At 59.0% G+C, this 13383-nt stretch carries 13 protein-coding genes; 6 read left to right on the top strand and 7 right to left on the bottom strand.

Translation table 11 applies throughout. The features are described 5' to 3' along the window. Positions 1–70 precede the first annotated feature (70 nt). A complete protein-coding gene (gene maa, locus ACJBF3_RS08750; protein WP_045328392.1) occupies positions 71–622 on the top strand; it encodes a maltose O-acetyltransferase in 552 nt (183 codons plus the stop codon). A 117-nt stretch (positions 623–739) separates the two neighbouring features. Then, entirely contained in the window at positions 740–1207 is a 468-nt protein-coding gene (locus ACJBF3_RS08755; protein WP_045328391.1) for a YlaC family protein, read from the top strand. On the opposite strand, the gene ACJBF3_RS08760 is transcribed toward ACJBF3_RS08755, so the two are convergent. Beyond that, a complete protein-coding gene (locus tag ACJBF3_RS08760) occupies positions 1179–2639 on the bottom strand; it encodes a PLP-dependent aminotransferase family protein (RefSeq protein ID WP_045328390.1) in 1461 nt (486 codons plus the stop codon). The genes ACJBF3_RS08755 and ACJBF3_RS08760 overlap by 29 nt on opposite strands. Before the next feature lie 100 nt (positions 2640–2739). On the opposite strand from ACJBF3_RS08760, the gene ACJBF3_RS08765 reads away from it, so the two are divergent. Continuing rightward, the gene (locus ACJBF3_RS08765; protein ID WP_045328389.1) at positions 2740–3450 is read left to right on the top strand and encodes a GNAT family N-acetyltransferase; all 711 of its coding nucleotides are present in this window, start codon (positions 2740–2742) and stop codon (positions 3448–3450) included. On the opposite strand, the gene ykgO is transcribed toward ACJBF3_RS08765, so the two are convergent. Both ykgO and ACJBF3_RS08775 read right to left on the bottom strand, forming a co-directional pair. Beyond that, on the bottom strand, positions 3447–3587 hold the full coding sequence (gene ykgO, locus ACJBF3_RS08770) for a type B 50S ribosomal protein L36 (protein ID WP_003859006.1): 141 nt from the start codon (positions 3585–3587) through the stop codon (positions 3447–3449). The genes ACJBF3_RS08765 and ykgO overlap by 4 nt on opposite strands. A 2-nt stretch (positions 3588–3589) precedes the next feature. Continuing rightward, entirely contained in the window at positions 3590–3850 is a 261-nt protein-coding gene (locus tag ACJBF3_RS08775; protein ID WP_006176933.1) for a type B 50S ribosomal protein L31, read from the bottom strand. A 220-nt stretch (positions 3851–4070) separates the two neighbouring features. Here ACJBF3_RS08775 and ACJBF3_RS08780 point away from each other — a divergent pair, with 220 nt between their 5' ends. Next, positions 4071–5636: an EAL domain-containing protein gene (locus tag ACJBF3_RS08780; RefSeq protein ID WP_045328388.1), complete on the top strand. Its 1566-nt coding sequence runs from the start codon at positions 4071–4073 to the stop codon at positions 5634–5636. Here ACJBF3_RS08780 and ACJBF3_RS08785 read toward each other — a convergent pair. Continuing rightward, positions 5629–5901 (bottom strand): metal/formaldehyde-sensitive transcriptional repressor, encoded by a 273-nt coding sequence (locus ACJBF3_RS08785; RefSeq protein ID WP_028012182.1) that lies wholly within the window; start codon positions 5899–5901, stop codon positions 5629–5631. The genes ACJBF3_RS08780 and ACJBF3_RS08785 overlap by 8 nt on opposite strands. 132 nt (positions 5902–6033) lie before the next feature. Between ACJBF3_RS08785 and ACJBF3_RS08790 the strand changes: the two genes are divergently transcribed. After that, the gene (locus ACJBF3_RS08790) at positions 6034–6870 is read left to right on the top strand and encodes a nickel/cobalt efflux protein RcnA (RefSeq protein ID WP_045328387.1); all 837 of its coding nucleotides are present in this window, start codon (positions 6034–6036) and stop codon (positions 6868–6870) included. A gap of 38 nt (positions 6871–6908) precedes the next feature. Here the strand turns inward: ACJBF3_RS08790 and ACJBF3_RS08795 are convergent, their stop codons facing one another. From ACJBF3_RS08795 to ACJBF3_RS08805, 3 genes are all read right to left on the bottom strand, one after another. Beyond that, positions 6909–9998 (bottom strand): beta-galactosidase, encoded by a 3090-nt coding sequence (locus tag ACJBF3_RS08795; RefSeq protein ID WP_045328386.1) that lies wholly within the window; start codon positions 9996–9998, stop codon positions 6909–6911. Between the two features lie 104 nt (positions 9999–10102). After that, positions 10103–11173, bottom strand: coding sequence for a LacI family DNA-binding transcriptional regulator (locus ACJBF3_RS08800; RefSeq protein ID WP_045328385.1), 1071 nt, complete (start codon positions 11171–11173; stop codon positions 10103–10105). A gap of 77 nt (positions 11174–11250) precedes the next feature. After that, the gene (locus tag ACJBF3_RS08805) at positions 11251–11862 is read right to left on the bottom strand and encodes a YitT family protein (protein WP_045328384.1); all 612 of its coding nucleotides are present in this window, start codon (positions 11860–11862) and stop codon (positions 11251–11253) included. Positions 11863–11948: 86 nt separating this feature from the next. Between ACJBF3_RS08805 and ACJBF3_RS08810 the strand changes: the two genes are divergently transcribed. After that, on the top strand, positions 11949–13370 hold the full coding sequence (locus tag ACJBF3_RS08810) for a PLP-dependent aminotransferase family protein (protein WP_045328383.1): 1422 nt from the start codon (positions 11949–11951) through the stop codon (positions 13368–13370). Positions 13371–13383 lie beyond the last annotated feature (13 nt).

A 13383-nucleotide genomic window follows, 5' to 3' on the forward strand; every position in this document is an offset into this window, starting at 1 on the left:
CTTTTCGGGAACGTTCCCCTCCTGGCCTGTTCCGATTACCCTGCGGTAACCACATCCAGCGAGGTATCCAATGAGCTTAGAAAAACAGAAAATGATTGCCGGTGAACATTACCGCCCCGGCGATGAGACGTTACGGGCCGACCGACTGCGGGCCCGCCATCTGGTTTACCGTTTTAACCACACCGCGCCTGATGAAAAAACAGAACGCCAGAACATTCTGGCGGAACTTCTGGGCACCAGCGAAGGGGCGTATATCGAGCCGAGCTTCCGCTGCGATTATGGATATAACATTTATCTGGGTAAAAACTTTTACGCTAACTTCGACTGCGTAATGCTGGACGTCTGCCCTGTTCATATTGGCGATAACTGTATGCTCGCGCCGGGTGTTCATATTTATACGGCAACCCACCCGCTGGACGCGGAGGAACGAAACAGCGGCGTGGAGTTTGGAAAACCGGTCAGCATTGGCAATAACGTCTGGATTGGTGGCCGGGCGGTCATTAACCCTGGCGTCACTATTGGTGATAATGTGGTGGTGGCCTCCGGCGCCGTGGTGACGAAAGACGTCCCGGCTAACGTCGTCGTAGGGGGCAACCCGGCAAAAATCATCAAAACGCTGTGAGGTTTCGGGGAGTCAACTGTTATGGACTTTTAGGGCCAGACTGTTACTTTTTTCAGCCTGTTGGCTCCCCTAAAATTGGCAGACACCCTGTATTGTCAACTCTTATGAAGGCAAAAAATGACCGAGATACAGCGCCTGCTTACCGCCACCATCGACGATCTTAACCTCCGCGAAAAGCGCGACAATCGCCCGCGCTTTAGCATTAGCTTTATTCGCAAACATCCTGGACTGTTTGTCGCCATGTATGCCGCCTGGCTGGCGACGCTGATTGTGATGCTAAAGTCCGAAACGCTGGTAGATTCCGTCTGGCTGCTGGTTGTTCTGTTTGTCGTCTTTAACGCCTTTTTCTTTTTCGACGTGAATCCGCGCTACCGCTACGAAGATATCGACGTGCTCGATTTCCGTGTCTGCTACAACGGGGAATGGTATAACACGCGCTACGTGCCAGCGGAGCTGATCGACAGCATCATGCGCTCTCCGGCCGTTGAAACCGTACAAAAAGAGAAGCTGCAGAAGATGGTCTCCACTAAAGGTCAGCTCTCCTTCTATGACGTCTTTACCCTTTCCCGCCCTGCTGCTGCGTAATTAACGCCTGCAGGCGGCGGATCCCCGGCGCAAACTGAGAAGCAGAGGTATTGCCGTAGCCTAAAACCAGACCGGTTTGCCCCTGCTTCGCCTCCAGGTAATACCCGCTCAGTGCCGCGGGGGCCAGCTGAAACGCCCTCGCCTGCGCCACCAGCCTCTTGTCGTCAATACCGTCTATGGCCAGCGTCAGGTGCATCCCGCCTTCCCCGGCCAGAATGCGGTGCGGAGAGTGCAGCTCTGCGCTCAGTACCTCCCGCAGCTGGCGGTAGCGTTTACGGTAAAGCCGACGCATGGCGGCAAGATGGCGGGCATAGTGGCCTTCCTCAATGAACAGCGCCAGCGTGCGCTGTTCCGCACGATGGCCGCCGCGCAGCAGCGAGCCGATAGCCGGGCGAGCCGCTTTCGCCAGCGCAGGAGGCAATACCATGAACCCCATCCTGAGCGACGGAAACAGCGTTTTGCTGAACGTCCCCAGATACACAACGGGCGCATTGTTGACCATTCCCAGCATCGCCGGTACGGGCTCACCGGCATATCGGAACTCGCTGTCGTAGTCGTCTTCAATGATCCACGCGTTGTGCTGCCGGGCCAGCGCCAGCAGCGCCAGCCGCCGTCGCGCGCTGAGCACGCTGCCGTAAGGGAACTGATGCGAAGGTGAGGTAAAAATCAGTGAGGGAGCAGGCGCATCCCACCCTTCCCAGCACATTCCCTCGTCATCCACCGGGATCCCCGTCATGGTCAGGCCGGTTTTAACAAATGCGCTTTTCGCCCCGCCATAGCCGGGGTTTTCTACCCAGGCAACGTCCCCCGGCTCGCTCAGCAGCAGGGTGCAGAGATTCACACCCTCCAGCGCCCCTTCCGTGATGACAATCTGGCTGGCGTCGCAGTCGATACCGCGGGAGAGGGCAAGGTGGCGGGCAATCGCGGCCCGCAGCGACGGCTCTCCGGCCGGGTCGCCATACCCTAACAGGGCATTTCCCTCCTCCCGCATCACGCGATCGTACAACCGCCGCCACAGCGGCAGGGGAAAATAGTTAATGGCCGGGGTGCCTGGGGTAAACGCCAGAACCGGCGTGTCGCGGGGCACCGGCGCAGGCAGCAGTCCAACCCGTTTTGCGAGCGTGATGGCAGGGTCCGGCAATGTCCGGGTGGCAGAACGGTGGGCGAGCTGTGCCACACGCGTTCCCTGGCGATTACGCTGCAAATACCCTTCGAGCGAGAGCTGGTCCAGCGCCGCATTGACGGTATTGCGGGAAAGGGAGAGCCGCTGAGCCAGGGTCCGCGAACCGGGAAGCTGGCTGCCCGACCGTAGCCTTCCGCACAGAATCGCCTCCCGCAGCGCGAGATAGAGCCCGCGCTGGAGCGTCTCTTCTCCACGTTTTTTCAGGGCTGCGTTGAGCAAGGCATAAAATTCATCACCCGGTATATTCATCTTCACTCCTCGTGGCACCATCAAAACATAGCGCAGTGGTTCTTTTTAAGGAACCAGTAATTCACTAGTCTGAAGTTCTTTCAACGTCACGGAAATTAAGATGAAGACATTCAATCAGTTCGGACAGCCTGTAGGCGCCCCCCTTCAGGACTGGCAACCTCGCCCGCATCCGTCCCGGGTGGTCCTTGAAGGCCGCCACTGTCGGCTCGAGCCGCTGCGCGTGGCGCATGCCCACGCGCTGTTCTCTGCGTATGCCCAGGCCGACGATACGCGCAGCTGGACGTGGCTGCTGCGTGAACCCGATGCTACCGCAGAGGCGTTTGCCGAATGGGTGGCAAGCGTAAGTGAGTTATCTGACCCGATGCACTTTGCCGTGATTGATAATCAGACCCAGGCGCCGGTCGGAACGCTGGCTCTGATGCGGATCGATCCTAAAAACGGGGTCATAGAGGTGGGGCACGTTCACTTTTCTCCTCTCTTAAGCCGCACGCCAATGTCGACGGAAGCGCAATATCTGCTGATGCGGTATGTTTTCGATACCCTGGGGTACCGGCGCTATGAGTGGAAGTGCAATAGCCTGAACGAACCTTCCCGCAAAGCGGCACTGCGGCTGGGCTTTCAGTTTGAGGGGCGCTTTCGCCAGGCGCTGGTGATAAAAGGCCACAACCGGGATACCGACTGGTTTTCGATTCTCGATAAAGAGTGGCCAACGCTGGCGAGCGCGTTTGAAAGCTGGCTTGCCATCGACAATTTTACTGCCGATGGCAAACAGAAAAGAACCCTGGAAAGCTGGCGAGAAGCGCGCGTCTAGCGTCTTTTTTTACGTCCCTGAACCGCCTTAAAGCGCGGATTGGATTTGCAAATCACGTATAAGCGTCCCTTGCGTTTGACTATCTGGCAATCCGGGTGACGCTGCTTTGCACTGCGCAATGAGTTAAGTACCTGCATGGCTAACCCCGCTTCGCATTAAGAAACCCGCCGAAACGCTTGCGGAAGCGCGCTGCGCTGCCGTCCGTGGAGAACGTTTTCTGTTTACCGGTATAAAACGGGTGCGATTTTGATGAAACCTCGATGGTGATGTAGGGATAGGTTTCACCGTCGAGTTCAATTTCGCGGTCGGTCTTAATGGTTGAACCAACCTTGAAGTATTCATTCGCGCTGGTGTCGTGGAAAACCACGGTGCGATAGGCTGGGTGGATATTAGGTTTCATCGTAAATCCTTTATGTTTTGTTATAACATAACAAAATAATATCCAGGCCAGGTTGAAAAAACAACCCCTCTCGTCTGACGGATATTTTCTGGTTTGTCGGAGATAAAATGAAAACCCTGCCGCCCGCGTGCTATAACTATATCATTTCGCGGTAAAATCTTTCTCTTCAGGCAGGGAACTCAGTGCTCAGGATCGGGTATACGAGGAAGGACACGACAGCATGAAAACTCGACATCTGGTCAGTCTGGTGACTGGCGTACTTATCTTTTCCGTGCTGGTTCCCATTTGCCTGAGCATCTGGCTGGCCCATCGCCAGGCGGAAGATGATTTTGTCGATGCGCTGGAAAACTATGCCTCGCGCGTGCAGATTCGAACCGACAAGGTCGTGGCCCAGGCAAAAGAAGCGCTCAATCATCTGCAGGGCTTTCAGGGCGCACCGTGCAGCCCGTTGCAGTTAAGGGAGATGCGCCGGGCGGCTTTCTCATGGCGCTATGTGCAGGAGGTGATCTATATCGATAACCTTCAACCGCTCTGCTCCTCCCTGGAGCAAACCAGCCATGCCGCCCCTTTTCCTCCGCCGATGCGCATGACCGAAGACGGCTACAGCGCGTGGTTAACCGCGCAAAACGATCTTGGGTTTCATCGCTACATGGCCGCGCTGGGTAAAGGTCATTATCTTGTCATGGTCGATCCGGCCTCGCTGGTCGATGTGATCCCCTTCGGCGATATCGCGGTTGATGCCGCCCTGGTAAGCAGCAAAACGCACCTCATCTTTGCCAGCAGTAAAAATCTCGATCCGCACGTTCGCGATGCGATCCGGGGCACGGAAATGACCAGCGTAGAGTACAAGGGTTCAATGTACGTCATGAAGCCCATCCCCGAGCTGGGCTTTACCATCGTCGCCTGGGCAGCGCTCAAACCTCTGGCTCAAACCTGGCACCGGCAGCTTCTCTTCTGGTTACCGTTCGGCATGTTGATAAGCCTGCTCGCCGCGCTCTTCGTGCTGCGAATACTGCGCCGTATCCAGTCCCCCCGCAATCGCCTGCTGGACGCCATTAACAGCCGCGATTTTGTGGTTCACTATCAGCCCATCGTGGCGCTCTGTAGCGGCAAAATCGTGGGTGCTGAGGCGCTGACGCGCTGGCCCCAGCCGGACGGAAGCAGCCTCTCACCGGATATCTTTGTCCCTCTTGCTGAACAAACCGGGCTCATCTCCCAGCTGACGCAGCTCGTCATCGAAAAGGTGTTCGAGGACATGGGCGCCTGGCTGCACCTTCACGCCGATCAGCACATCTCCATCAACCTTGCACCCGCCGATTTGACCTCCGGCACGCTGCCGCCGCTGCTGAGTAAATTGCTGAATAAGTGGAAGGTCCATCCAAAACAAATCGCCCTTGAGCTCACCGAGCGCGGCTTTGCCGATCCAAAAATCAGCGCGCCGGCTATCGCCGCATTCCGCCGTTCGGGGCACCCAGTCTATATTGATGATTTTGGCACGGGCTATTCCAGCCTGAGCTATCTGCAGGATCTCGACGTCGACACGCTCAAGATTGATAAGTCGTTCGTGGATGCGCTTGAGTATAAAAACGTGACGCCGCACATCATTGAAATGGCGAAGTCACTGAAGCTGGCGATGGTGGCCGAGGGCGTCGAGACGGAAGGACAGCTCGCCTGGCTGCACAGACACGGCGTGCAGTACGGCCAGGGCTGGTACTACAGTAAAGCGCTGCCAAAAACGGAATTTATTCTTTGGGCAGAAAATAACCTCAGCGTACACGCTACTTGAGGTAGGATTTGATCACCTGCAACACTACGCCGAGATCGGCTTCACGCTGCGCCTCTTCAGGCTCTTTCACTACATGATCGGTTAAATGCCCTTCGATCACCTGCATCATCATCCCATTGACCGCCCCACGGATTGCCGCCAGCTGCTGTAACACCTCGGCACATTCGTGATCGCTGTTAAGCATTTTTTCCAGCGCCGTACTCTGCCCCTGAATTTTCTTCAGGCGAGTCAATAACATTTTCTTGTCGCGAACGGTATGTGACATCTCATGATCCTTTATTTTTGGCTTTTAAAGCATATCACGCTCTACTCCCCCTGAGTATTTTTCTACTGGGGGGTAGTATTATGCTACTGGGGGGGAGTAGTATTTGCGCACGCATCCCTACCGGATTTTCCCATGACCGATTTTGCTTCACTCCTTCAGCAGGGCAATGCCTGGCTGTTTGTTCCCAGCGCTATCCTGCTCGGTGCGCTACATGGCCTTGAGCCTGGACATTCAAAAACCATGATGGCCGCCTTTATTGTGGCCATTCGCGGCACGCTGAAACAGGCGGTTCTGCTCGGCCTGGCGGCAACGCTCTCCCATACCGCGGTGGTCTGGTTGGTTGCGATGGCGGGATTGTGGTTTGGTCGGGGCTGGGATGCGCATACGTCCGAACCCTGGTTCCAGCTGATCTCCGGTGTATTGATCGTGGCGATCGCCCTGTGGATGGCGTGGCGAACCTGGAAAGAGAGCCAGCCGCACGATCGTCATCATCACGACCATGATCACCACCACAATGACCATGACCATGACCATGACCACCATCATGATCATCATCATCACCACGAGCACACGCTGATTGAAGAAGAGTGGCAGGACACCCACCAGCGCGCGCACGCGCAGGATATTAACCGGCGCTTCAGCGGTCAAAACGTCACCACCGGGCAGATCGTGATGTTTGGCCTGACCGGCGGGCTTATCCCCTGCCCGGCCTCCATCACCGTACTGCTCATCTGCCTACAGCTGAAGCACTTTGCCCTCGGCGCGACGCTGGTATTCAGCTTCAGTATTGGCCTGGCGTTGACCCTTGTCGCATCCGGCGCGATTGCCGCCTTAAGCCTCAAACACGCGACAAAACGCTGGCCCGGATTTAGCGAGTTCTCCCGCAAAGCCCCGTGGATCTCTGCCGCGCTGATTACCGTGGTAGGGATCTACATGAGCCTGCACGGCCTGAGCGGCATTCTGGCATAAGACTGCGGCCACGCCCGGTGGCCGCCTCTCCCGGTCAGTTAAGGGTTCTGCTGCCAGCTGAAGGTATAGCGAAGCTGGCGTGCCTGCAGGATGAATTCTGGCGAGACGCTGGGGCTCCAGGAATCGTCGCCGCCCACGCCCATATGGAACGCATCGAGGTTGAGCCAACATCCCCGCTCTTCGCGCAGCAGATGATGATGGGTGGTCTCTCGTAGCTGCTGCTGGCTATAGCGGCTGACCGAGAAATGGAAATGACCGTTCAGCTGATGCGTTCCCAGTACCAGTTTACGGGTATCGCAGCGCAAACCGTTTTCCGTCGGGAAAATATACGGCGTGTGCATGGCCTCAAGAGGCAGCGTCCAGCGCCCCTGCTGCGCCGCGAGCTTTCTGTCCGGGTAGTTTTCATGCGGTCCCAGCCCCAGCCAGGAAACGGCTTCAGGCGTTTCGGCGAGATGAACGCTCAGGCCAATCCGCGCGGGCTCGGGGATATCAGACGCCACATCGACCTGAATATCGCCATGCAGTATGCCCTGCTCGTCCACCCGCCAGGTTTTACGGCTCAGGAACAACGCTTTACCCTGGTACTCCCAGGCATGCAGGGTGTTGACCACCACCTCGCGAGCAAGCTGCTCTGCATCGCAAGACAGTACGCGGGAGGTGAGATCGTACATGCCCACCGCTTTCCAGCGTTCAACCCACGCGTTCGGATCGATTTTCGTCGCTTCGCTCACGCCGATGTCATTATCCAGCGGTGCGCGGCTGAAGCTATCCGTCAGCGGTGAAATCAGCAGTTCCACGCCATTTCGCCACCACTGGCTCAGGTTTCCGGATGCGCGATCGAACCGCCAGCGCTGTTGACGATGGGCGATCTCCAGGATGCGGTCAGTTTTCGTTAACACCGGCGGCTCGCCCGCCTGGACTGGCGGAGCAATAAAGAGTGGGGCCGGAAGCGGCCACTGCTCCCACGCGCAGCGATGGTTTGCCGGTGACCACGGCGTTGCCCGCGGCTGGCGTACTTCGACGTTCAGCCAGACTTCCTCCGGTTCGGCTTTTATTTCTGGCAGCACGATCTCCAGACGCTGCGCGCCTTCAGGCGCCATCGCCAGCGTCACCTCACCCGAAGCCAGCACCTCCCCGTCACGGGCAACCGTCCAGCTCAGCACCTCGTTATCGGTGTGGCGGAACAGGTAGCCGCTTTGCACCTCAATCACCAGCGGAGAGGTGCTGACCCGCGTAAAGGTGAAGAACTGCTGGGCGCGCTGCGCCTCGTAAAGCGCCGGGTGCGGCGTGCGGTCGGGGAACACCAGGCCATTGAGGCAAAACTGCCGATCGTTCGGCTTATCGCCAAAGTCACCGCCATATGCCCAGAACGGATTGCCCGCTTCATCTTGCTTCGTCAAAGCCTGATCGACCCAGTCCCAGACAAATCCTCCCTGCAGGCGAGGATGGCTGCGAAACGCCTGCCAGTATTTCGCAAACCCGCCGAAGCTATTCCCCATCGCGTGGGCGTATTCACAGAGGATCAGCGGACGCGTTTCGTCCGGCATGCCGATCCATTTCTTGATTGACCATTTAGGCACTGCCGGGAAGGGCTGATCCCAGTCGACCCGGGCGTACATCGGACAAACAATGTCGGTCGCCGCCGTGTTCGCGCCGCCGCCTTCATACTGCACCGGGCGCGTCGGATCCGTGGACTTCACCCAGCGGTACAATGCATCGTGGTTTGCGCCGTGGCCCGACTCGTTGCCCAGCGACCAGATGATAATTGAGGGATGATTACGATCCCGCTGCACCATGCGGGTCACGCGCTCGCTCATTGCGGGCAGCCAGCGCGGATCGTCAGCCAGGCGGCTCATTGGCACCATGCCGTGCGTTTCGATATTCGCTTCGTCCACGACGTACAGCCCGTAGCGATCGCAAAGCCGGTACCACAGCGGATGGTTCGGGTAGTGCGAGCAGCGCACGGCGTTGAAGTTGTGCTGCTTCATGATTTCAATATCGCGACGCATGGTCGCTTCGTCCATCACCTGGCCGTTTTCGGGATGATGCTCGTGCCGGTTCACCCCGCGGATCAGCAGCGGTTTACCGTTGAGCTTCAGCAGGCCGTTGCTGATTTCAACGCGGCGGAAGCCAACGTCGCACGCCTCAACCTCGAGCACCTCTCCCTGCGGATTGAGTAGCGTAATCGTCAGGCGATACAGTTCCGGGGTTTCAGCACTCCACAGCGCGGGACGCTCGACGGGGATCGCCACCGCTAGCCGCTCGGCCCAGCTGCCGCGTTCGTCCACGATGGCAGAGCCTGGCCGTTGGGTAGCGCTGGCACAGCGTTCGCCGTTGCGCCACAGCGTTATCGCCACGTCGCACTCCGCGTAGCCAGCGCCTGCCAGCGCGACCTCCACGTTCAGCACCGCGCGGTCCAGTTCCGCATTCAGATCGGTGACCACATGATAATCCGCAATTTGGGTAGGCGGTTTATGCAGCAACGTCACATCGCGGAAGATGCCGCTCATGCGCCACATGTCCTGATCTTCCAGATAGCTGCCGTCGCACCAGCGCAGTACCATGACCGCCAGGCGGTTCTGCCCGGGGCGTAACGCCGTCGAGAGGTCAAATTCGGCGGGTAGCCGGCTGTCCTGGGAGTAGCCGATCCACCGTCCGTTGCACCACAGATGAAACGCCGAGTTCACGCCGTCAAAGATGATGCGGGTCTGCCCGTCCTGCAGCCAGACCTCATCCACTTCAAATGTGAGCGAGTAACAACCGGTCGGGTTTTCCTGCGGCACATAAGGCGGGTTAACGGGGATTGGATAGGTGACATTGGTATAGATGGGCGTGTCGAACCCCTGCATCTGCCAGTTAGACGGCACGGGCATCGCAACGGCATCTGCACAATCTTCGCTTACCCATGCCTGAGGAACCTGCTCCGGCGCGGTAAAGTAGCTAAACCGCCAAAGCCCGTTAAGAGAGTGTCGGCTGACGGATCCAGTATCCTCTCTGGCGGCGGGCTCATTGCGCCAGCTGTTTAGCGGCGCGTGTGCGGGCAGACGGTTCCACTGGGTGACGACGGGGTTTTCCCAGTCCCGACGGGCCAGGAGGGCGCTGAGGGTCAGCGTAGGGATGTTGGACATATCAACCTCTTTGCGAAGCGCTCACAATTTTGAGTTAACATGCCCTGGCACCCTGCGGCGGTAAAGCGTTCCATCGCAGGGTAGCGAGTCAGATCACAAAAGTCTTATTGTCGGGCAAGCTGCTCGGCGAGCAGCGCCAGGCTTCTGAGCTGCTGCGCCAGCTCCTCGCGTTCGGCCTGCTGCGGCACGCGGCGCGCGCTGGAATGACGGGTCACCAGCGTCACCGGCAGCTGAACCTGCCAGCAGGTCTCATCTTCGGTGGGGGCCAGCAGCCACTCGACGCTGCGTTCACCCGCCTCGCGAAACGCCTGGCGAACGGTCGTCAGCGGCGGAGAAAACCAGGCGCTGTCGGCCGTATCATCGAACCCGACCACCGATATTTGGCCCGGAATCGCTACCCCTTTTTCCGCGCAGGCGCGCATCACCCCGAGCGCCATTTGATCGTTTGCCACCAGAATCGCGTCCGGTAACGTCGCCGCAGACAACAACAAATGTCCCTTCTCATAACCGCTGGCCGCGCTCCAGTCACCGCAGGCCACCGCAGCAGCCCCCTGCCCCGCGCGTTCCAGAGCAGCTTTCCATCCCGCCAGGCGCGCCCGGGCAGAGACCGAGCTTTCCGGCCCGCTCAGCAGGGCAATGCGCTGATGCCCCAGCGAAAGCAGATGCTCCACGCCCAGACGCGCCCCCTGCTCCGCGTTAAACACGAGGCTGTTTACCTGCGCTGAGGGCGATACATCGAGAAACAGCACCGGAACCGGCAATGCCAGCGCCCTGAGCGCTTCGGCATGGGGATCGTCAAGCGGCACATTCACCAGCAGCGCGTCCACCCGCTGTGCCAGCAGCGCCTGAAGCGCGGTCTGACACTGCTGGGGCTGCTCCACCATGGAGATAAGGACGCTCGCCCCCCGTTCCGCCGCACGGGATTTTACCGCCGACACGATTTGCGAAGGCGCGTGCAGGGCCAGATCGGTCGTGATGAAGCCCAGCGTGCGGGTGCGTTTACCCGCCAGCTGCTGTGCCCGAAGGTTAGGCACGTAGTGCAGCTCGGCCATCGCCTGCTGCACCTTTTCTCGCGTGCGGGCAGAGACATGCTCCGCGTCGTTGATGACGCGGGAAACGGTCTGGTAAGAGACCCCCGCAAGGAGGGCAACATCATAAAGAGTGATAGCTTTCATGCATTCTGGCATCGCGTTTTATCATGCCCTTATTCTGGCACAGCGACGCGGTTAAAACATGTGAGCGCTTCGTAAAATTAAACAACCCGCTCCGGCCGGGCGATTTCAGCAGTGCGCGGCTTCTGGCGGAACCAGGGCAGACAGAGCTGGATAAGCGGGCCAATGGTCAGGGCATACAGCACCGTTCCCACCCCAAACGTGCCGCCAAGCACGCACCCAATCAGCAGGACGGCCACCTCAATTGAGGTGCGCACGCTGCGAATGGACCATCCCAGACGGGCATGAATGCCGGTCATCAGGCCGTCGCGCGGGCCAGGCCCGAAACCGGCGCCGATGTACATACTGGTCGCAATCGCGTTCAGTACAATGCCCGATACCAGGAAAGCAATGCGAACGGGCAACGAACCCAGTTCCGGAATAAGCGCCATGCTGGCGTCCGCCGCCAGACCGATGCAAATCACGTTGCTGATCGTGCCCAGACCCGGCATCTGACGCAGGGGGATCCACAGCAGCAGCACCGCTGCGCCGGTCACAATGATCACCGTCCCGATAGTCATCCCCAGCTGTATCCCTACCCCAAGGTGAAACACATCCCAGGGATCGACACCCAAATCGGAACGAATGAACATTGCGGTGGAAAGGCCATACAGTCCTAAACCGACATAGAGTTGTAGCAGACGACGTACCATTTTTATCTTCTCCCGTGAACCAGGCTTTCATCCTGGCCTAAAATGGCACTATGATTAATGTCCAGTTTTCAAATAGTGGACTGTATATGTCATCACGTCGCTTTGGAAGCCAGTCTCTGGTACGCCTTTTAGGCCACTGGCAGCAGGCCTCCTCCCGCACCCCGCTCTGGCGACAGCTGGCCGACGCGCTGCGCCTGCTCATTCTTGATGGACGTCTGGCTTTAAATACGCGGCTTCCGGGCGAGCGCGAGCTCGCCTCTGCGCTGGACGTGAGCCGGACCACCGTCAGCAGCGCCCTCGCCCATCTGCGCGAGGAGGGTTACCTGGAAAGCCGCCACGGCAGCGGGTCACGCGTGCTCCTCCCGGATGCCCGCGCCGTCCCCACGCTTTCCGCGGCGAGTGCGGCGCTGGATCTCTCCACTGCCGCCCTCCATGCCGGGCCGGAGATCCACCAGGCTTATGCCCATGCGCTTACGGCCATTACCCAGCATCTCTCGCTGACGGGCTACGATCAGCTTGGGCTGCCGACGCTGAGGGAGGCCATCGCGGCGCGCTACACCGCGCGGGGTCTTCCCACTCGCGCAGACGAAGTGATGGTGGTCAATGGTGCCGTCAGCGGCTTTGCGCTGGTCCTGCGGATGATGACCGGGCCGGGGGACCGCGTCGTGGTCGATCATCCCACCTATCCGCTGGCGATTGCTGCCATTCAGGGCGCGCAGTGTCGGCCCGTGGGGGTGTCGCTGCCGGAAACCGGCTGGGATACGGACGGCTTCGCGGCGACGCTTGCCCAGACGGCACCGCGCCTGGCGTATCTGATGCCTGATTTTCACAACCCTACCGGGCGCTGTATGGATATCGCCACCCGTCAGGCCATTACCGATATTGCCGCCCAAACCCGCACGGCGCTGGTGGTGGATGAAACGATGGTGGATCTCTGGTTTGATGCCCCTCCCCCGCCACCGCTGGCCGCCTTTAACCCGCAGGCCACCGTGATTACGTTAGGCTCTGGCGGCAAAAGCTTCTGGGGCGGGCTGCGTCTCGGCTGGATCCGCGCCTCATCGCGCACGATCGCCACGCTTGCCCAGACGCGAGATACGCTCGACTTAGGCTCGCCGCTGCTGGAACAGCTGGCGATGGAGTGGCTGATTAACAACAGCGAGACGTTTTTGCCCGCACGCAGGAAGATGCTGGCGGAACGACGGGAGCGATGCGGTGACCTGCTGCGCGAACATTTCCCGGACTGGCGATTCCATGAAGCGGAAGGCGGGCTCTCTTACTGGATTGAACTCCCGGGCATGCTGGCGACGCAGCTTGCCGCACGGGCTGAGATTCTGGGGATCAATCTGGGGACCGGCACGCGGTTTGGTTTATCCGGCGCGTTTGACCGCTATCTGCGGATGCCCTTCTCGCTCGAATCGGCAGAGCTGGAGGAGGCGTTGCTGAGGATCAAACCGTTATGGCTGGCCCTGAATAAAAACGTGCCATCATTGAAACGCAGCGTGATCTAATATTCAAATTTTT

It is taken from the genome of Enterobacter sp. PP-008-ECC_S150, assembly GCF_045257065.1.
GTDB lineage: Bacteria > Pseudomonadota > Gammaproteobacteria > Enterobacterales > Enterobacteriaceae > Enterobacter > Enterobacter chengduensis.

What these genes read in the sequence shown, in the direction of transcription:
- maa (WP_045328392.1), top strand. Translation starts at nt 71, where the DNA reads ATGAGCTTAGAAAAACAGAAAATGATTGCCGGTGAACATTACCGCCCC.
- ACJBF3_RS08755 (WP_045328391.1), top strand. Translation starts at nt 740, where the DNA reads ATGACCGAGATACAGCGCCTGCTTACCGCCACCATCGACGATCTTAAC.
- ACJBF3_RS08760 (WP_045328390.1), bottom strand. Translation starts at nt 2,639, where the DNA reads ATGAATATACCGGGTGATGAATTTTATGCCTTGCTCAACGCAGCCCTG.
- ACJBF3_RS08765 (WP_045328389.1), top strand. Translation starts at nt 2,740, where the DNA reads ATGAAGACATTCAATCAGTTCGGACAGCCTGTAGGCGCCCCCCTTCAG.
- ykgO (WP_003859006.1), bottom strand. Translation starts at nt 3,587, where the DNA reads ATGCAGGTACTTAACTCATTGCGCAGTGCAAAGCAGCGTCACCCGGAT.
- ACJBF3_RS08775 (WP_006176933.1), bottom strand. Translation starts at nt 3,850, where the DNA reads ATGAAACCTAATATCCACCCAGCCTATCGCACCGTGGTTTTCCACGAC.
- ACJBF3_RS08780 (WP_045328388.1), top strand. Translation starts at nt 4,071, where the DNA reads ATGAAAACTCGACATCTGGTCAGTCTGGTGACTGGCGTACTTATCTTT.
- ACJBF3_RS08785 (WP_028012182.1), bottom strand. Translation starts at nt 5,901, where the DNA reads ATGTCACATACCGTTCGCGACAAGAAAATGTTATTGACTCGCCTGAAG.
- ACJBF3_RS08790 (WP_045328387.1), top strand. Translation starts at nt 6,034, where the DNA reads ATGACCGATTTTGCTTCACTCCTTCAGCAGGGCAATGCCTGGCTGTTT.
- ACJBF3_RS08795 (WP_045328386.1), bottom strand. Translation starts at nt 9,998, where the DNA reads ATGTCCAACATCCCTACGCTGACCCTCAGCGCCCTCCTGGCCCGTCGG.
- ACJBF3_RS08800 (WP_045328385.1), bottom strand. Translation starts at nt 11,173, where the DNA reads ATGAAAGCTATCACTCTTTATGATGTTGCCCTCCTTGCGGGGGTCTCT.
- ACJBF3_RS08805 (WP_045328384.1), bottom strand. Translation starts at nt 11,862, where the DNA reads ATGGTACGTCGTCTGCTACAACTCTATGTCGGTTTAGGACTGTATGGC.
- ACJBF3_RS08810 (WP_045328383.1), top strand. Translation starts at nt 11,949, where the DNA reads ATGTCATCACGTCGCTTTGGAAGCCAGTCTCTGGTACGCCTTTTAGGC.